Raw genomic sequence first — 20,574 nt, 5'->3', positions numbered from 1 at the left:
TTAACAGCTCTTCTCAACATTGAAACACTATATATTGTGGTATAAATTATGTTTATATACAATATATAGAAAAGAAGGGGTAAAATGAATAAATTAGAACAAAATTTAACGAAACTTATTACAAAAGATCCAACTGTTATTAACGAAAATGCTAATAAAGATAGTGCCACTTTTTCTACAATGAGAGATTTAACAGCAGGTGTTGTATCTAAATCATATGCTTTGGATTACTTATTACCTAAACATATAGCTGAAGCACATAAAAGTGGAGATATACATTTCCATGACTTAGATTATCACCCATTTCAACCACTCACTAACTGTTGTTTAATTGATGCTAAAAATATGTTGAAACATGGATTTCGAATTGGCAATGCATCTGTGACATCGCCAAAATCAATTCAAACAGCTTCTGCTCAGCTTGTACAAATTATTGCCAACGTCTCTAGTAGTCAATACGGGGGTTGTACCATTGATCGAGTAGACGAATTATTAAGTGATTACGTAAAATATAACGAAGCAAAACATAGAAAATTGGCACAACAATTTGTTGATGATACACATATTGATGCATATGTTGATTATCAAATCACCCAAGATATTAATGACGCAATTGAAAGTCTAGAATACGAAATAAATACACTTTATACTTCAAATGGACAAACGCCATTTGTCACTCTTGGTTTTGGTCTAGGTATAGATGAATATAGTAGAAAAATTCAACAAGCGATATTGAAAACACGAATAAAAGGACTTGGAAAAGACCGTATAACAGCTATATTTCCTAAATTAGTTTTTTCTATTAAAAAAGGTGTGAATTTTAGTGAAGATGACCCTAATTATGATATTAAAAAATTAGCATTAGAGTGTTCTACAAAAAGAATGTATCCAGATATATTAAATTATGATAAAACTGTAGAAATTTTAGGTGATTTTAAAGCGCCAATGGGTTGTCGTTCTTTTTTACCAGTATGGAAAAATGAGCAAGGTGAAGCAGAAAATAATGGAAGATGTAATTTAGGTGTAGTAACGCTTAATGTGCCGAGAATAGCTATAGAATCAGATGATGATATGGAAAAGTTTTGGGAAATCTTTCATGAACGAATGCAAATTATGCACGACGCATTAGTTTATCGCATTAAACGTATGGAACAAGCTACACCTGATAACGCTCCAATTTTATATAAAAATGGTGCGTTTAAACATCGTTTAAGTGATGAAGAGAGTGTTATGTCATTATTTAAAAACAAACGTGCTACGTTATCGATAGGTTATATTGGTCTGTATGAGGCAGCTACTGTTTTTTATGGCCCTGAGTGGGAAAAAACTGCAAGAGGTAAAGCCTTCACCTTACAAATTTTAAAAGCTATGAAAATTTATCAATTGGAATGGACTGAACGCTACGACATTTGGTTTAGTATATATAGTACACCAAGTGAATCATTAACAGATCGTTTTTGCAGATTAGATAGAGAAAAATTCGGCGATATATTAGATATTACAAGCAAGGGGTATTATCAAAATTCGTTCCACTACGATGTGCGAAAAGATATTACACCATTTGAAAAGATAGATTTTGAGAAAGATTATCCATTTTATGCTAGTGGTGGTTACATACATTATTGTGAATATCCAAAATTAGACCATAACATTAAAGCATTAGAAGCGGTTTGGGATTATTCATATGACAAAGTTAGTTATCTAGGAACAAATATTCCTATAGATCATTGTCGTTTATGTGATTTTAAAGGTGATTTTAAAACAACTGCATCAGGATATCAATGTCCAGAATGTGGAAATAGCGACCCTAAAACCGTAGATGTAGTAAAACGAACATGTGGCTATTTAGGTAATCCAGTGCAACGTCCTACAATCGAAGGTAGACATAAAGAAATTTGTGCAAGAGTAAAACACATGAAAGACCAGTCGATATGACAATACTAAATATCATTAATGGACAAGGTTACATTGCCAAAATAGAGTCACAAAGTTTCGTAGATGGCGAAGGCGTGAGATGTAGTTTATATGTTTCAGGGTGTCCATTTGCATGTTTAAATTGTTATAACAAAGCAGCTCAAAATTTTAAGTATGGTGAGAAATTTAATATTGAAACTTTAAATGAAATATTAGAAAATTGCGAACCTGATTATATAGAAGGTTTAAGTATTTTAGGTGGGGAACCATTTTGTAACTTAGATATAACACTCAATTGTGCTCATGCATTTAGACAACGTTTTGGTCATAGCAAAACCTTATGGGTATGGACTGGATTTTTATTTGAATACTTAAGGAATGATCAATCTCAGAGAAATGAATTATTGAAAATTATAGATGTACTCGTCGACGGTCCTTTCATGCATCACTTATATAAACCCAATTTACCTTATAAAGGTTCATTAAATCAACGTGTGATCGATGTGCAAAAATCATTAGTCGATGGTAGAATTCATGAGTATATAATTTAACATTGTGGTTATGTCTGTGTCCTGAAATTGAGGCGAATTGCTATTAATATGATATAAAGTTAATTACAATCATAATTAAGACAAAAATAGATTTAGCAAATTGCTAATAAAGGAGCGTATGAGCAATGTGTACAGGTTTTTCATTTATGTCTGAAAATCATCAAGCTATATTAGGTCGAACAATGGATTTTGTTTATCAATTAAAAGGTAATCCAGCGGTTCAACCACGCCACTATTACTGGGAATCGCGTGTAGAGTATAAAGGTGAAACATTGTATGGCTTCGTAGGTTCTGGCAGCGATATGGAAGGATTTTTATTTGGAGATGGTGTTAACGAGCATGGCGTTGGTGTTTCAGTACAATATTTCAGAGGCTATGCTTCTTATGCAAATGAAACTAAAGCAGGCTATATGAATATTGCTCAAAATGAAGTGATAAATTGGATACTAGGTTATAACAAAAGCATAGCTGATTTAATTAAAAACGCACAAAATGTTAATGTCGTGGCACATACTTTGAACGATCTCTCTGAAGTTCCACCGTTACATTATCATATTTCTGATGATACGGGTAGAACGGTAGAACTCACTTTTGATAAAGGTCAAATAGTCGTTAATGACAATCCAGTTGCCGTTTTGACTAACAATCCTGATTTGAATTGGCATTATGAAAATTTAAGAAATTATATAAACATTTCACCACATAAACCAAATGAAAGAAATTTTGCTAATATTAATTTAAAATCATTAGGCAATGAAGGTGGCACCTATGGCTTACCAGGTGGATACACATCATCAGAAAGATTTGTTCGTATTGCTTACTTGAAAAATTATTTAGAAGAAGCAGCAAACAGTCCTGAACAAGACATACTTAACGCTTTTAAATTATTGGAAATTATGAGTATACCTAAAGGCGCAGTTAGAGATGAACAAAATGATTTACATTATACGTTATATCAGACGGTCTTAAATTTAACGACACGTACATTTTATATTAAATGGTATAACTCTAATAAAATTACTGAACTACATTTATCAGAAGATCTACTGAATAAAAAAGAAATGACTATTTTTGAGCCAACTGATGGATTAGCGATAAATCGCTTGAATTAAGATTTAAAGCGAGCACTTAATTAGAATGAATTTTAAACAATCAATAACTAATATGAGACACATAAAAAACGATCGTTTTTTATGTGTCTTTTTATGTTTAATAACAATCATTTTTGATGGAAAAAAGTTTTTATCTCACTATTTTACTTAAAAATTCAACTTTTTTACTGACGCATTATAAGTACTGTTGGTCATTAAATTTAAAATTATAATGATTAAAGAAAGATAAATTGTATTAAATTTAATAACATCTAAAATGATTTTACTATCGAAAAGGAGAGTTAGATAACAATGAGAATATTTAGAGAGTATATGGCTAGGAGAAATAATAGATATTCCATACGTAAATTTACGATTGGAACAGCTTCAGTACTTTTAGGAAGTTTATTAATTTTTCAACATAGTGAAGAAGCCCAAGCTGATACTTTACAAAAAGAACAACAAGAAGTGAAAGAAATACCTCCTAAAGTAGATAAAGAGAACACTAACAATGATTCAAATTTTAATAATATATTAGAAAAAGAGAGTAACAATGACACAGTACAACAACCCATCCAAGCTGAAATTGATAATAAAACAGAAAACAAAAGTGCTTCAAAAGATACAAAATCAGTTGAGGAAGGTACTGAGATAACATCGCAACAATTCGAGTCAAATGCCGATACTATTATTGAAAATAAAGAACAACCAGACCATTCAGATGTAAACGAACAAGATATACAAAATGATAAACAAGAAAAAACACCTGAAACAATAAAAAACGATGAGGAAATAAAGGCATTAGATACTGAAAAGCTAGATATAGATAAAAAACAATCATCAACTGCCGAAAATACAGATACTAAAATAAATAGTAATTCGAAATTGAACGAAAAAGAGCAATCAGTCACTCAAAATTTGATTTCGATGGAAAATAGAGTTACTGAAACGAAAGTTGAAGTGCCTAATAATAATATAGAGAAAAATGAATCAGAAAAAGGTTTGAGCACGAACGAAAAAGACGTCAAAAATGAAAAACAACCAGAAAAGCAATATATTCCAAAAACTCGAGTAGCTAGAAGTATCGACCGAAATCGATACTATAATGGAATAAGCAATAATCACCATTACTTTGGACCTAGATTATCTTATAATTCATTAAGAGCCGGAGATTATATTGCGACGGCACTTAATGAAGTAGAAAGAAATAGAGGAGAACTAACGGAAGAAGAAAGAAAGCTGTTTTTAAGAAATATTATTAGACAAACTTCATTAAAAAATAATAAAGCGGCTTATGACAGAATTTTTAATAGGGATTATTCTGTAGCAAGAAATAGAAAAATCACAGGGAGTCAAGCGAATAATATAAACACACTACTGTCAAAAATGAAAGATTTAACAGTTAATCGTGACAGTCCGAATTATCAAGGTATATATACATTTACAAATCAAAATGATGTAACTAAAAATGATTTTGGTATAGTAAAAGATGAAGTGTTACATGATGGTGAAGCTTTAATAGCAACAATGGAATTGTCAAAAGAAAAAGGTAGAGGAACGTATAGATTTGAAAACTATGCGATAAGACCAAATGATAGCCTCAATAAAAAAATTAAACAGGTCGTAGCAGTTTATGAAGGTAGACAAAGAGTTGTATTACGACAAGATCATTTAGGTTATTATTCATATACACGTCCAAACAGTGGCGGAAATGGTGACCCTGATAGAGGTGGTGGATCAGGCGGATCAGTAAAATTTTACATTTCTTTTGACGCTAATCAATATATTGATGTGAATAAAGATAAATTATTTGGTTATATCTTGAGTGATACTACAGATACTAATGTATTAAGAGGCGTAAATATTACTAATAAAGCTGTTAATATCCAAGAAGTGGCAGAAACAATCAATGAAGCTTTGAAAAAAGCAAAAATCAAAAAAGTAGAAGATGCTATAGAAGCAGCAACACAAGTGCAAAAACAAGCCAAAATAAAGCTAGGTGAAGTGACGCAAGACCAATTAGTAACACCAGATGAAAAAGCCGAAATAGATAAAATGAATGTAGAAATTGAAAAGGCCAAATCATCAGCAATACAAGTATTAGACGCTCTACCGAATGGCCTCACTAATAAAGATTTATTACGAAAAAGAATAAATGATATTACATCCGTAACATCACCAGAAGTAAACGATGCAGATAGTAATGGTGTGCTAGATACTGAACAATTGTCTGAAGCAACACAAGCAGTAGTGAATGCGGAACAGACAAAAGCAGCAGTAGATACGAAGTTGGCAGAAGTAACAGCAGATGGTTTAGTGACTCTAGACGAAAAAACTTCAGTAGACGCGTTAATTCAAACATTAGAAACAGTGAAACAAACGGCGAAAGAGAAGATAAACAATGTACCGAATGGTACTGCGGGTAAAGATGATTTACAAACAAGATTGGATAATATCACATCAGTAACGTCACCAGAAGTAAATGATGCAGATAGTAATGGAGTCTTGGATACTGAACAATTATCCGAAGCGTCTCAAGCAGTAGTGAATGCAGAACAAGCGAAAACCGTAGTAGATACTAAGTTGTCAGATATAACTTCAGATGGACTATTAACACCAGATGAAAAGGCAGAAGTAGATGCGTTAATCCAAGCATTAGAAAGCGCGAAACAAACTGCAAAAGAGAAACTAGAAAGTGTGCCGAATGGTACTGCAGGTAAAGGTGACCTCCAAACAAGATTAGACAGCATCGCTTCAGTAACATCACCAGAAGTAAACGATGCGGATAGTAATGGTAAATTAGATACAGACCAATTGTTTGAAGCAACGCAAGCAGTAGTAAGTGCGGAAAAAGCGAAAGTGACAGTGGATACGAAATTGACTGAAATCACAGCAGATGGATTGGTGACTCCAAACGAAAAGGCAGAAGTAGATGCGTTAATTCAAGCATTAGAAAGCGCGAAACAAACTGCAAAAGAGAAAATAAATAGCGTACCGAGCGGTACCATAGGGAAAGATGAGCTCCAAACAAGATTGGATAACATTAAATCCGTAACATCACCAGAAGTAAATGATGTAGATAGTGATGGTAATGGAGATAATCAACACATTTCTGAAGCAGGAAAAGCAGTAGTGAATGTGGAACAGGCAAAAGCAGCAATAGATACAAAATTGTCTGAGGTAACAGCAGATGGATTAGTGACTCCAGATGAAAAAGCGAGCGTAGATGCGTTAATCCAAACATTAGAAAGCGCGAAACAAGCAGCGAAAGAGAAATTAGGTAGTGTGCCAAATGGTACCGCAGGGAAAGCCGAGTTACAAACAAGATTGGACAATATCACATCAGTAACATCGCCAGAAGTGAACGATGCAGATAACAATGGTGTGCTAGATACTGAGCAATTATCCGAAGCGTCTCAAGCAGTAGTGAATGCGGAACAAGCCAAAACGACAGTGGACAACAAGTTAACAGAAATAACATCCGATGGTCTAGTAACGCCAGATGAAAAATCTGAAGTAGATGCATTAATTCAAACATTAGAAAGCGCAAAACAAACGGCAAAAGAAAAGCTAAATAGCGTACCAAGCGGCACTGCGGGTAAAGATAATTTACAAACAAGATTGGACAATATCACATCAGTAACGTCACCAGAGATAAACGATGCAGATAGTAATGGCGTTTTAGATACAGACCAATTGTTAGAAATGACTCATATCATAGCAGATGTGGAAAAAGCAAAAGCATCAGTGGATAAAAAATTGTCTGAAATAACATTCGATGGTTTAGTAACTCCAAGTGAAGCAGCCGAAATTGATAGACTAATCTTTGGATTGAAAGTAATCAAACAATCAGCGAAAAATAAATTGAATACTGTACCGGATGGCATACCAGGTAAAGATGTGTTACAAAGAAGATTAGACAATATCACATCAGTAACATCACCAGAAGTAAATGATGCAGATAGTAACGGTATCTTGGATATAGAACAATTATCAGAGGCGAAAAAAGCGATAGAAGCAGCTGAAATAGCAAAAACAGCAGTGGATAAAAAATTAACTGAAATCACATCCGACGGCTTAGTGGCTCCAGAGGAAAAAGCAGCAATAGATCAGTTGATTCAAACATTAGAAACTGCAAAACAAGTAGCGAAAGAGAAATTAGAGAATGTACCAAACGGCACAGCTGGTAAAGATGCCTTACAAAGAAGATTGGATAATATCGTATCGGTAACATCACCAGAAGTGAATGATGCTGATAGTAATGGTGTTCAAGATACAAAACAAGTATCAGAGGTAAGTAAAGCGATTAAAGGAACAGAATCAACAAAAGCAGCAGTAGATAAGAAACTAGCAGAAATTCAATCAGATGGACTAGTAAATCCAAAAGAGAAAGAAGAAATTGATAAGTTGATTCAAAAATTAGATAAAGAAAAACAAGCAGCGAAAGCTAAGTTAGCTAAAGTACCAAACAGCACAGCAGGAAAAGCAGAGTTACAAAGAAAACTAAATCAAATACCATCCGTAACGTCACCAGAAGTGAATGATGCAGATAGTAATGGTGTTCAAGATACAAAACAAGTATCAGAGGTAAGTAAAGCGATTAAAGCAACAGAATCAACAAAAGCAGCAGTAGATAAGAAACTAGCAGAGATTCAATCCGATGGACTAGTAAATCCAAAAGAAAAAGCAGCAATAGATCAGTTGATTCAAAAATTAGATAAAGAAAAACAAGCAGTGAAAGACAAGTTAGCCAAAGTACCAAACGGCACAGTAGGAAAAGCAGATTTACAAAGAAAACTAAATCAAATACCATCCGTAACATCACCAGAAGTGAATGATGCTGATAGTAATGGTGTCCTAGATACAAAACAAGTATCGGAAGCTAAAAAAGCAATTGCTGATGCTAAAGCAGCACAAACAAAAGTGATTAATAAAATAAAAGAAATTAGAAAAGATGGTTTGATTACGCCAAGTGAACAAGCTGACTTAGACAAACTAATTGAAAAATTAGATTCATTAAGAAGTATTGCAAAAGAAAAAATAAGTAACTTGCCAAACGGTACATCAAATATTGCTGAATTACAGACTAACTTAGATAAAGTCACATCTGAAATGCTATCAAAAGTAAAAGATATAGAAAGTAATGGTATATCAGATAAGAAACAGTCATTAGGTATGGATAAAATAAATGACAAATATAATTCAAGTCATTTTGAAAATGACGAAAAAGCGACTAAAAATAATAAGTCGCTAGACATGCATTCACGTCAATTTAATGTTCAAAATAATCACCACAATCTTGAAAGATTAAACAAAAAATTGTTTGTAAATCCAAACAAAGAAAATAATTTCAATATGAATTTACCGTATAGTGGATTAGACAAAAATAACCCTTATGCATTCGAAATTCTATTTGGAATTTTAGGATTAATGATTGTTTATAGAAGATACTTAAAAAGTGATAAAAACACAGAACATTAAGTTTAAAATTTAAAAAGTTTCATTGGATTTATAAGCACTTTGGAATGATTAGATTAAAAGTCTAGTCTCCAAAGTGCTTTTTTAATAAAATTAATGATATATAGTAATTAAAAAAGACTTATTTTGTTCCTAATCATGTAAACAAAATAAGTCTTAAAACTTAGCAACCGTGAATTTTAATATATTGATGATCATTAATTAGAAATCATATTGATCTTCTTCTTCTTTCAAAACTTGTGCATATGCTTTTGAAGTACGTAATGTAGATGAAACTAAATCATCTATCCTAAATAAAATATCATCGTTTACAATCTCATTATTTGAAAAATCGCGTTCTTCTATAAATACATAAGTTTGCATAATATGTGCCTTCATATAACCTAATATTGGTTTTAGTTGTGTTTCTGGGATGAGATAATGTTTTGGCGATCCTGCAGTTGCAAGTATACTTACTATTTTATCTTTAAATGCATTAACTGGTAGTAAATCAAATACATTTTTTAATGTACCGGGAATAGAAGCTTGGAAAATTGGGAATCCGATAAAAATGACATCAGCATTCATCAAAGTTTGCGTAAGATATAATGTATCGCCATTGTAATCTAAATAATTTCTGCCATCACTAAACACTAGTTCTAATTCTTTTAAATCAATAAAATTAATATGGTGTGTATCATCTTGATTCATAAGTGCTTGATTCAAATATGTTATAGCAGTACGCGTTTTTGAACCAACGCTAGAGCCAGATAGTAATACAATATTCATAGTATCATTGACCTACTTTCTTAAATGTTTTTTTACTGTTGGAATAATTTCATTGCCTATAAGGTCTATATTTTTCATGATTTTATTAAATGGAACACCGCCAAAATCAATTTGTGCCATAAATCGTTGGTGATTATATAACTCATGTTGATATAGAATTTTTTCAATGATTTGTTGTGGGCTACCAACCATTAAGGCATCTCTATAGTCAGGGGCCTTTGCAAATTGTTGTTTTGGATAACCTGCACCTCTGATAAATGACATTCCAACATTTAGATGCGGGTAGAATTCTTTTAAAGCATCTTGAGTAGTGTCAGCAGTATAAAATAAACTTGCTGTTGATACTGGTAAAGATTCAGGTGAATTATCATAACCATTTTCTTTTGCAGCTAATCTGTACTGTTCTATAGAATCTTGAAAAGTCATTGCTGGACCACCGAGTGTTGTAATCATCATTGGTATTCCTTGCCTACCTGCTTTGATAGCACTTGCTGGAGGTCCTCCGACTGCACGCCAAATAGGTAATGTGTCATCAATTGGACGTGGGAAAATCTTCATATTATTTAAATCAGGTCTGAATTTGCCTGACCAAGTAATTTTATCTGTTTTATTTAATTCCATTAATAAATTAAGTTTTTCTTCATAAAGTTCATCATAATTATTCAAATCTAATCCAAATAAATCAAATATACCTGTTCGTGAAGCACGACCTGCTACAATTTCAGCTCGGCCATGTGAAATTAAGTCTAAAGTAGCAAAATCTTCAAATACCCTTACAGGATCTGCAGCACTTATAATACTAGAAGAACTGGAAATTTTTATTGTTTTAGTGGCTTGTGCTATGGCACCTAAAACTACTGTATGTGCTTGTGTTGTAAAATGTTCTTGATGACTTTCACCGATACCAAATACATCAATACCAGCCTGTTCAGCTAATTGACTAGCTTCAATAAGTTCATTAATTCTTTGTTCATAACTCACTTTTTCTCCATTATGTGGATTTAATAAATGGTCACCCAATGAGTAGAGTCCAAATTCTAATGGAGTATTTTCATTCATTTTTAACTGTGCCATATAATCACCTTTCTATAATTCATGTAGATTATTTTCAATTTCTGTACGTTGTGGTTCCATAAAGTCTGGTAAATTTAAATGTTTACCCAAATCTTCTATTTTTGTATCTACTGTAAACCCAGGTTCATCCGTGGCGAATTCGTATAAAATACGGTTTTGTCTAAAATATAAAGATTTGAAAAAGTATCGGTCTATAATTCCTGAGTTATTTTCAGGTTGTTGCTCTATTATTTTATGAATTGAATTTAAATCACTATCTTTTGGTGTATTAACAGCAATATGGTGCACATAACCTTGGCCAGGTCGAGCACGTTCACCTTGTTGTTCTACAATAACAAAATCAGTATATAATCCGTTATGATCTAAAGTCATCACGGTTTCGTTTAAATCACTTCTAAGTGTATATGATAAGCTATTTTTTAAAAAATCGAGTGTAGCTTGAGCATTTTTAACTCTTAGTTCTACAGGACCCATTCCTAAAATTTGGTATTGCTCAGGTATCTCAGTATATGGATTTTTTCTCCAAGCATTCGGTGTATAATAATTGTCATTAACTAATAAAATGATCTCCAAACCATCTATATCTTTAAAGGTAATGGCAGGCTGATTTAAATAAACTAACGGTGTCCATGTAATATTGAATTGACTTAATCTTTCTTTAAAAAAATTCAAAGCACTTTCGTCAGGTATAAGTAATGATAAGCGATATATAGAATCAGTTCCTGGACGGTTTTTTCCTAAAAGTGGTATTTCAAAAAAACTTAATAGTGTCCCAGCCGAACCAATTTCATCTCCAAAAAACAAATGGTACATTTTAGGATTATCTTGGTTAACTGACTTTTCAACTAGTCTTAGTCCTAAAATTTGAGTATAAAAATCTTTGTTTTTTTGAGCGTTTTTTGTATACATTGAAATGTGATGGTGACCAACGATATTCATATAATACCTCCTCGTAATAAACTTTCTAGTTGCTTGTGTTTTAAGTATGATAGTAATAAAACTTCTCAATACTCATAACCACTATCGTGTAGATTAAACACTAACGGTATAAAAAATATACTAGTTTTGTATAATATATTTCCTTTTTAGAAAAAAAGCAAGTTTGAGCGTTTATGAATGATAGTAGAATAAAGCGTGCTCTGATTTTTAAAATATTATAATGAAAGTTTGATATAATCAATTTGATAGTTTATGAAATGTTATTATTATAAGCGTTAGTAAGTGTTAACAAAATAAATTAATAAGTAACATAATATTAATAGAAGAGATATGGCTGTTATGGATGACGCATTGAATCAGGAGTTAAAGCATGGATTTATTTTTAGTTTACATTTTGATTTCTATATTTTTAGGTGGATTAGTCAGAACATATTTTGGTTTTGGGGAAGCACTCGTGAGTATGCCACTTTTAGCATTGATAGGATTAAACTTACATACATCTATTTCACTGGTGGGGTTGGCTGGACAAACAGTAGCGAGTTTAAATATATTTTTAGACTATAGAAATATAAAAATTAAAGTACTATTATTAATGTTGTTGGGGAGTTTATTAGGTGTTCCACTTGGTATTTTGATTTTACAGTATATTGCAACTTCATTTATACAAATTATGCTTGGGTTATTTTTAATATTATATGGTATATATGCGTTTGGAAAAATTACCTTTTTTAAAAATAGATATAATATCATATTAAAATCTAACATATGGCCAAGCCTAACAGGTATGATTTCAGGTGTATTAGGAAGTTTGTATAATTCACATGGTGTACCAGTTGTCATTTATGGCACAATGGCGCCTTGGCATATTAAAGATTTTAGAAGTACAATACAAGCCCATTTTTTAATTACAGCGATATTCGTAGTGATCGGTCAAGCATCTGGAGGAATATGGACCAGTCAAACGGTATCATTATTTTTATTGAGCATACCTTGTTTGATTATTTCAGTCATTGCTGGAAAGTATCTTATAAACCATACGACTTATCATAATTTTGAAAAATGGATTTACTTGTTTATTATAATTTTAGGTTTTTTACTATTGTTAATATGAAAGTCAAAAGGTCGAATCGATTTCTATGTTTAGAAATGTGATTCGACCTTTAATTATATCTACGTTTATTTAGAATTGACATTAATACTTTTATTTAATAATACAAAGAATAAAATGAAAGCGATAGAAATAGCAATGTGACCTAATCCTGAAATACCAGCAATAGCAGGGCTCACTTCAAAACCTTTCATAGTTGCTATACCATTAACAAATTGCATAGCAACCGTTAATAATACACCGATATGATAGACATAAAAGAAATAGTTAAATAAAGTGTGGTGTTGAGTAAGTTTTAATTGGTGTTCTATCACCATAAATATTAAAAACATAATTGTACCTAAAACAAGTAAATGTGTATGTGTTACGTTTAATTGCGAATAACCACTAAAGTTTTCTGCTTTTGACATCTCTCTATAAAATAAACCACTTAGCATGCCTAATAATGTATAAAATGCTGAACTGAACATTAATTTTTTCATTTTAACGACCTCCTGTAATGAATGTTTAATTTAAATATAAGGTAAGATTGTGAACTCTATATGAACGATTGAAAACTTCTTTATTTTTGTATGGCATTTCATTGTTTAATTAATTTTACAATTTAAAACAATTTTTTTATCATGCTTAATGGAGAAAATTGTTCGTAAAACAGAATTTCTGAAACTATATAGAAATTAACAATATTGAAAATATCTTGATTGTGGCATGCTAAAACATATAAATTTAAAATGGCGAACAACTGTAATTTGCGACATTTTTTCATATTAATAACTTACCTTTAAGAAATATCTTGATTTTTCGAATTAATTGAGTAGAATTAAATTGTGATAAAGTTTATTTTGAGGTGGGAAAAGATGAAAAACAAACAAGGATTTTTACCTAATAGGTTAAATAAATACTCTATTAGAAAGTTTACAGTTGGAACAGCATCATTATTGATTGGGGCGACACTTGTATTTGGAGTAAGTAGTGAAGCAAAAGCTGCTGAATTAGACTCAATTACGAATGATAATAAGGCTAATGATTCAGATAAAGGTGAAGCACTTGATGTGCAAGACATAAAAAGTGTAGAAGAAAATGACACAACGTTAAGTCGCAGTGAAAACAATGTTACTGAAGAAAAGACAGAAAATTCTAAAAATGAATTACAAAAAGAAGAAACTGATAATGATCTAAGTAAGGATCAAAAAGAGCCAGATAATAACGACGCAACCTTAGGTCAACAAGAAGAATATAATAACACTAATGAGTCTACAAACGAGAATGAATCTACAAATGAGGTTTTGAATAAACAAACAATAGAAAAAGCAGATACATCTGAAACAAAACAAGATGAAAACAGTGATACTTCACATTTAGATGAAGATAGTACGAACAAAGAAGAATCTGATCAAGAAAGAGCAACTGAAAGTAATGAAACAACAACGGATAATAATAAAGTAAAAGATTCAACAAATGAGACGTCAACAGAAACAACAACAGAAACAACAAAAGATACAGATGTATCTAGCAATGAAGCGCCAACTGAAAAATCACTAGAAAAAAATCCTGACACTTCTAATAATACAAAAGAAGGCACTAGAACAGAAAATTTAGATGGGCAAAATGATAAACAACCATCAACTGAACCATCTTCTGATGATGAAAAAACTACAGAAATGACGAAAAATCCTGAAACGAGTAATCACACACAATCAAAATTAACAAAACAACTGTCAGAAACAGAGAATAAACAAAAGGCAGTTGAAGATTATTTAAATAGTCAGCTTTCAACAGAAGACACTAAAGCAATTTTAGAAAACGCTGATATTGATTATAAAAATACAACTGATGAAGCAATAAATATTGAAATTTTAAAGGCTTCAATTATTCAACTTTCGAATGAACAAGATAAAGCGAAAACGTTAGCCACTCCAAAACGTACTTTGTTGCGTTCAATGGCTACGCCAACTGCATTACGAGCAGCAGTAGAACAAAATGAAAAAGTTGAAAAATCACTGGGCTATATGGACAACTATACATTTGCATCATTGATTTTTGATCCAAGTAAGTTAGATTCACAAAAGACTCTAGACAGCAATGTCATTCCTTTTGATATTCATAGTTACATGTCAGGCTCAAATTCAGGGGATCGCTATAAAATTGATTTGAAATTGGATCCGAAAATAGCAAGTCATGTCACAAAAATATCTGCTAATCCTAGTGGTAGAAATACCCCTGTTGAATTTATAAGATTAAAAGATGAAAACGGTGATTTCACTAATACTTGGGAAATTAATTTTATCAGAGCAAATGATGGTTTGTTCGGAGGCGCTGAAATACTATCACAGTATACAGCGACTAACGGTAAAATAGAATTAGATGATACAGTGGGTAACATTTTGAATGCATCTGGAGAATTAAGTAATAATAAGTTGAATTATCAAATGTTTGTTAGAGATTCACTATCTAATAAAATTGTTAAGACTTCTGAAAGTAGCGGTTATTTCTTAACTACAGCTGATAAAGATTTAAGTCAATTAGAAAATAACCTTTCTCCAGAAAATAGTAATGCATTTAAAGCAAGTAGCGGCTCTGCTACATATGATGGTTCTGTGGGAGAACACGGAGGAATACTGATTGATCAACAAATAATGAAAAATGGTATTTTCGCATATTCTAAAACTAAAGGAAAACAATGGTCATATAACTATCAAATAGATAAAGATTTATTACCTTATATTGAAGGAGTAGAACTACACACATATGACTACAAAGGTCTTTCAGGATTTGACAAGACCTATCATGCTGGAGACAAAGTAGCTGATTTACAGCTTGATAGTATCGGTAATGGCACAATTACTAGTAATGACTTAAATAAACTAATCGAGTTTAACAATACTTTACCTGAAACAGTAGGCGTTCGTATTGTAATTAAATTAAATCAAAGTGTAAATAATATATTAACTAAAGATGCGGAATATGATTCTGAAGGTAATCTTATTCGAGAAACAACAAAACAAAAAGAAGATTTTACTTTCGCAGGTTATTTAACTGATAGTAATAATCTTTTAATAAATAATACGTTAGGGACTTCAACTTTAGCACTACAAGATTATGATAAAGATGGTTTACTAGATCGATATGAACGACAAGTATCACTTTCAGATCCTGAAAACGAAGATACAGATGGAGATGGTAAAAATGATGGTGATGAAGTTATCAATTATAAAACGTCACCATTAGTTGGTAAACCTGATGCGGCTGATATTACAAATGAGGCTAGAGTTGTAACTGGGTCAGTTCCATTAAAAGAAGGTGCAGCAACTCAAACTGCAAAAGTGTTAGATGCAACTGGAAAAGTCATTGGTACATCAACAGTCAATCCTGATGGCACTTTCTCAGTATCTATACCACAATCACCTGAGGGCACCTACACTATCGCAATCGATTCACCTAATTATGAAAATGATGAAGTGAATACATTCGAAGTTATTGATATTTCCAAGGTACCAACACCATCAATTAATCCAGTTGATGACAATGATACAGTAATTAAAGTTAATGGTGCAGCGGGTGCAACTGTTACGGTTAAAGATAATAACAATGTTGAAATTGGAAAAGTTCAAATTCCCAATGATGGTTCAGCTGCCTCTTTAACATTGAATCAACCATTGAAAGCTGGAACTATTTTAACTGCAACAGCTAGTAAAGGTGGAAAAACAAGTGAAGTTTCAGATCAAATTACAGTAACAGATGCGACAGCACCAGACGCACCAGCGATAAATCCAATAACAAGTAAAGCCACACAAGTAACTGGTACAGCAGAACCTAATTCAACAGTAACTGTTGCTTTCCCAGGTGGTGGTAAAGTTTCAACAACTGCTGACAGTCAGGGTAAATATGCAGTAGATATACCGAGTGGTGTCACTCTTCAAGGTGGCGAAGTATTTAAAGCTATAGCAACAGATAAAGCAGGTAATGAATCACCTGTTGCGACGCGTATAGTAACAGACATAACAGCTCCAGATGCTCCTACATTAAATGACGTCAATAGTAATAGTAAGCAATTGAATGGGCAAGCAGAAGCAAATTCAACAGTTAGTGTGACATTCCCGAGTGGCGAAGTTGTAGATGCAGTAGCAGATCTAGATGGAAACTTCACAGTAGATATTCCAGAAAACGAAGGATTACAAGGTGGGGAAACGATAGTAGCTACGTCGAAGGACAAAGCAGGTAACGTTTCTCAAAAAGGTAGCACTCAAGTCATAGATGCAACAGCGCCAGATGTACCACAAATAAGCCATGTGACAAGCGTAAGTACAGAGGTTAAAGGCACGGCAGAAGCAAATTCGACAGTTAGTGTGACATTCCCAAGTGGCAAAGTTGTGGAAACTAAAGCTGATCAAGATGGGAATTTCACTGTAACTATCCCAGAAAATGAAGGGTTACAAGGTAAAGAAACGATTAGTGCTACATCAAAAGATAGTGCTGGTAATGTTTCTCATGCTGGATCAACAACAGTAACAGATGCAACAGCACCTGCACCACCAACGGTTAACAGTGTAACTAGCCAAGATAAAAATATTAGTGGGACAGCAGAACCAAATTCTACAATAACAATCAAATTTCCAAATGGTGAAACAGCTACTGGTGCAACAGATGAAACAGGAAATTATACAATAGCAATTCCGAATGAAGTTAGTTTAGAAGGCGGCGAAGAAATACAAGTTACATCTACAGACGATGCTGGTAATGAAACAGAACCAGTTAAAACAACGGTTAAAGATACAACAGCACCAGAGGCACCGACGGTGAAAGAAGTAACAAGCGAAGATACAACAATCGGTGGCACTGCCGAACCAGGCTCAACGGTTACAGTAACGTTCCCAGATGGGACAACGGCAACAGGAACAGCAGATGGTCAAGGTAATTACACAATAGATATTACGTCTGGTACTAAATTAGAAGGTGGAGAAGAACTACAAGTAACAGCAACAGATAAAACAGGAAATATTTCAAATCCAACTTCAACGATTGTTATAGATAAGACAGCACCGGATGCACCTAAAATAAATAGAGTATCAAGTGAAGACGCACAAATTGTGGGAAGTTCAGAACCTAATTCAACAGTCACAATCACATTCCCTGGTAATATCACGGTTGATGTAGAAGCGGATGAACACGGTAACTTTAGCGTAGATATTCCAGATGCTATTGATTTAATTGGTGGCGAAGAGATTCAAGCGATAGCACAAGATAAATCTAATAATAAATCAACAGAAGCTTCAACAATAGTAGTTGATGCAACAGCGCCAGAGGCACCAACAGTGAAAGAAGTAACAAGTGAAGACACAACAATCAGTGGCATATCAGAGCCAGGTTCAACAGTTACCGTAACGTTCCCAGATGGTACTACAGCAGAAAGTAAAGCAAATAACCAAGGTGAATATACAATTACTATTCCTGAAAAAATAGATTTAAAAGGTGACGAAGAACTATTAATATCAGCGATGGATGGTAATGGAAATATCTCATATTCTATAACAACAACAGTGAAAGACATAACAGCACCTGCAGCACCAACGGTGAATGAAGTAACAAGCGAAGATACAACAATTGGTGGCACTGCCGAACCAGGATCAACGGTTACAGTGACGTTCCCAGGCGGAACAACGGCAACAGGCACAGCCGATGATCAAGGTAACTATACAATTGAAATTCCAACAAATGTTGACCTGAAAGGCGGAGAAAACATTGTCGTAATAGCGACAGATAAAGATGGCAATAAATCAGAAGAAGCTACGACAACGGTAGTAGACACAACGGCACCAGAGACGCCAACGGTGAACGGAGTAACAAGCGAAGATACAACAATTGGTGGCACAGCAGAGCCAGGCTCAACGGTTACAGTGACATTCCCAGGCGGAACAACGGCAACAGGCACAGCCGATGATCAAGGCAACTATACGATTGAAATTCCATCAGATGTAGATTTAGAAGGTGGAGAGCCAATCAAAGTTGTAGCGGCAGATAAAGATGGCAACAAATCAGAAGAAGCGACAACAACAGTTAAAGACACAACAGCACCAGAGGCACCGACGGTGAACGGAGTAACAAGCGAAGATACAACAGTTAGTGGCACAGCAGAGCCAGGCTCAACGGTTACAGTGACATTCCCAGACGGAACAACGGCAACAGGCACAGCCGATGATCAAGGTAACTATACAATCGAAATTCCAACAAATATTGACCTAAAAGGCGGAGAAAACATTGTCGTAACAGCGGCAGATAAAGATGGCAACACATCAAAAGAAGCGACAACAACAGTTAAAGACACAACGGCGCCATCAGCACCAACGGTGAAAGAAGTAACAAGCGAAGATACAACAATTGGTGGCACAGCAGAGCCAGGATCAACGGTTACAGTGACGTTCCCAGATGGTAAAACAGCAACAGGCACAGCCGATGATCAAGGTAACTATACAATCGAAATCCCATCAGATGTTAAATTAGATGGTGGAGAGCCAATTAAAGTTGTAGCGGCAGACAAAGATGGCAACAAATCAGAAGAAGCGACAACAACAGTTAAAGACACAACGGCGCCATCAGCACCAACGGTGAAAGAAGTAACAAGCGAAGATACAACAATTGGTGGCACAGCAGAACCAGGCTCAACGGTTACAGTGACATTCCCAGATGGTAAAACAGCAACAGGCACAGCTGATGATCAAGGCAACTATACGATTGAAATTCCATCAAATGTAGATTTAGAAGGTGGAGAGCCAATCAAAGTTGTAGCGACAGACAAAGATAACAACACATCAACAGAAGCAACGACAACAGTAGTAGACACGACAGCACCAGACGCACCAACGGTGAATGGCGTAACAAGCGAAGCTACAACGGTAAGTGGAACGGCAGAACCAGGCTCAACAGTTACCGTGACGTTCCCAGATGGAACAACGGCAACAGGAACAGCAGACAGTGAAGGTAACTATACAGTTGATATTCCATCTAATATAGATTTAGAAGGTGGAGAACCAATTAAAGTTGTAGCGACAGACAAAGATGACAACACGTCAACAGAAGCAACGACAACAGTAGTAGACACAACAGCACCAGACGCACCAACGGTGAAAGAAGTGACAAGTGAAGCTACAACGGTAAGTGGCACAGCAGAGCCAGGCTCAACGGTAACCATAACGTTCCCAGATGGAACAACGGCAACAGGTACAACTGATGATCAAGGTAACTACACAGTTGAAATTCCATCTGATATAGATTTAGAAGGTGGAGAGCCAATCAAAGTTGTAGCGACAGACAAAGATAACAACACATCAACAGAAGCAACGACAACAGTAGTAGACACGACAGCACCATCAGCACCGACGGTGAACGGAGTGACAAGTGAAGCTACAACGGTAAGTGGCATAGCAGAGCCAGGCTCAACAGTAACCGTGACGTTCCCAGATGGAACAACGGCAACAGGAACAGCAGATGAAGAAGGTAACTACACAGTTGAAATTCCATCTAATATAGATTTAAAAGGTGGAGAAGAATTACAAGTAACAGCTACAGATAAAAATGGTAATGTATCTAAATCAAGTATTGTTATAGTAAGTGATTCAGGAGAAAACCCAGGTATAGGAGAAGAACCAGGTACAGG

The 20,574-nt window shown here is 34.0% G+C and carries 10 protein-coding genes; 6 read left to right on the top strand and 4 right to left on the bottom strand.

What is annotated here, in order from left to right:
• The first annotated feature begins 84 nt into the window (after positions 1–84).
• The 4 genes from nrdD to KA833_RS01890 all read left to right on the top strand — a co-directional run bounded on the left by nrdD (position 85) and on the right by KA833_RS01890 (position 9,037).
• Positions 85–1,935 carry an anaerobic ribonucleoside-triphosphate reductase gene (gene nrdD, locus KA833_RS01905; RefSeq protein ID WP_210139443.1) on the top strand — a complete coding sequence of 617 codons (1,851 nt, stop codon included), beginning with the start codon at positions 85–87 and terminating at the stop codon, positions 1,933–1,935.
• The gene (nrdG, locus tag KA833_RS01900; protein ID WP_046206953.1) at positions 1,932–2,465 is read left to right on the top strand and encodes an anaerobic ribonucleoside-triphosphate reductase activating protein; all 534 of its coding nucleotides are present in this window, start codon (positions 1,932–1,934) and stop codon (positions 2,463–2,465) included. The genes nrdD and nrdG overlap by 4 nt, the downstream gene beginning before the upstream one ends.
• A 125-nt stretch (positions 2,466–2,590) precedes the next feature.
• Positions 2,591–3,577, top strand: coding sequence for a choloylglycine hydrolase family protein (locus tag KA833_RS01895; protein ID WP_210128281.1), 987 nt, complete (start codon positions 2,591–2,593; stop codon positions 3,575–3,577).
• A 291-nt stretch (positions 3,578–3,868) separates the two neighbouring features.
• Positions 3,869–9,037 (top strand): GA-like domain-containing protein, encoded by a 5,169-nt coding sequence (locus KA833_RS01890; RefSeq protein WP_210128282.1) that lies wholly within the window; start codon positions 3,869–3,871, stop codon positions 9,035–9,037.
• A gap of 198 nt (positions 9,038–9,235) precedes the next feature.
• On the opposite strand, the gene KA833_RS01885 is transcribed toward KA833_RS01890, so the two are convergent.
• From KA833_RS01885 to KA833_RS01875, 3 genes are read right to left on the bottom strand one after another with little or no spacing between them, the layout of a single operon-like run.
• On the bottom strand, positions 9,236–9,802 hold the full coding sequence (locus tag KA833_RS01885) for an NADPH-dependent FMN reductase (RefSeq protein ID WP_210128283.1): 567 nt from the start codon (positions 9,800–9,802) through the stop codon (positions 9,236–9,238).
• Between the two features lie 12 nt (positions 9,803–9,814).
• Complete coding sequence (locus KA833_RS01880; RefSeq protein ID WP_046206957.1) at positions 9,815–10,876, bottom strand: LLM class flavin-dependent oxidoreductase; 1,062 nt, start codon at positions 10,874–10,876, stop codon at positions 9,815–9,817.
• A gap of 12 nt (positions 10,877–10,888) precedes the next feature.
• Positions 10,889–11,815, bottom strand: coding sequence for a VOC family protein (locus KA833_RS01875; RefSeq protein WP_046206958.1), 927 nt, complete (start codon positions 11,813–11,815; stop codon positions 10,889–10,891).
• 370 nt (positions 11,816–12,185) lie between these two features.
• Between KA833_RS01875 and KA833_RS01870 the strand changes: the two genes are divergently transcribed.
• The gene (locus KA833_RS01870; protein WP_210139441.1) at positions 12,186–12,926 is read left to right on the top strand and encodes a sulfite exporter TauE/SafE family protein; all 741 of its coding nucleotides are present in this window, start codon (positions 12,186–12,188) and stop codon (positions 12,924–12,926) included.
• Positions 12,927–12,991: 65 nt separating this feature from the next.
• Here the strand turns inward: KA833_RS01870 and KA833_RS01865 are convergent, their stop codons facing one another.
• Positions 12,992–13,405, bottom strand: coding sequence for a DUF2871 domain-containing protein (locus KA833_RS01865; RefSeq protein WP_046206960.1), 414 nt, complete (start codon positions 13,403–13,405; stop codon positions 12,992–12,994).
• A gap of 375 nt (positions 13,406–13,780) precedes the next feature.
• Here KA833_RS01865 and KA833_RS01860 point away from each other — a divergent pair.
• On the top strand, positions 13,781–20,574 hold a 6,794-nt coding region (locus KA833_RS01860), incomplete at its 3' end, for an Ig-like domain-containing protein (protein WP_210128284.1).

Source organism: Staphylococcus sp. GDY8P67P, from assembly GCF_017892545.1.
GTDB lineage: Bacteria > Bacillota > Bacilli > Staphylococcales > Staphylococcaceae > Staphylococcus > Staphylococcus ureilyticus.
Note: the sequence above shows the minus strand (reverse complement) of the source record. Positions and strands in the feature narration are given on the sequence as shown.

Bases quoted from the DNA above. Each gene is read 5' to 3' on its own strand.
- nrdD (WP_210139443.1), top strand. From the start codon at position 85: ATGAATAAATTAGAACAAAATTTAACGAAACTTATTACAAAAGATCCA.
- nrdG (WP_046206953.1), top strand. From the start codon at position 1,932: ATGACAATACTAAATATCATTAATGGACAAGGTTACATTGCCAAAATA.
- KA833_RS01895 (WP_210128281.1), top strand. From the start codon at position 2,591: ATGTGTACAGGTTTTTCATTTATGTCTGAAAATCATCAAGCTATATTA.
- KA833_RS01890 (WP_210128282.1), top strand. From the start codon at position 3,869: ATGAGAATATTTAGAGAGTATATGGCTAGGAGAAATAATAGATATTCC.
- KA833_RS01885 (WP_210128283.1), bottom strand. From the start codon at position 9,802: ATGAATATTGTATTACTATCTGGCTCTAGCGTTGGTTCAAAAACGCGT.
- KA833_RS01880 (WP_046206957.1), bottom strand. From the start codon at position 10,876: ATGGCACAGTTAAAAATGAATGAAAATACTCCATTAGAATTTGGACTC.
- KA833_RS01875 (WP_046206958.1), bottom strand. From the start codon at position 11,815: ATGAATATCGTTGGTCACCATCACATTTCAATGTATACAAAAAACGCT.
- KA833_RS01870 (WP_210139441.1), top strand. From the start codon at position 12,186: ATGGATTTATTTTTAGTTTACATTTTGATTTCTATATTTTTAGGTGGA.
- KA833_RS01865 (WP_046206960.1), bottom strand. From the start codon at position 13,405: ATGAAAAAATTAATGTTCAGTTCAGCATTTTATACATTATTAGGCATG.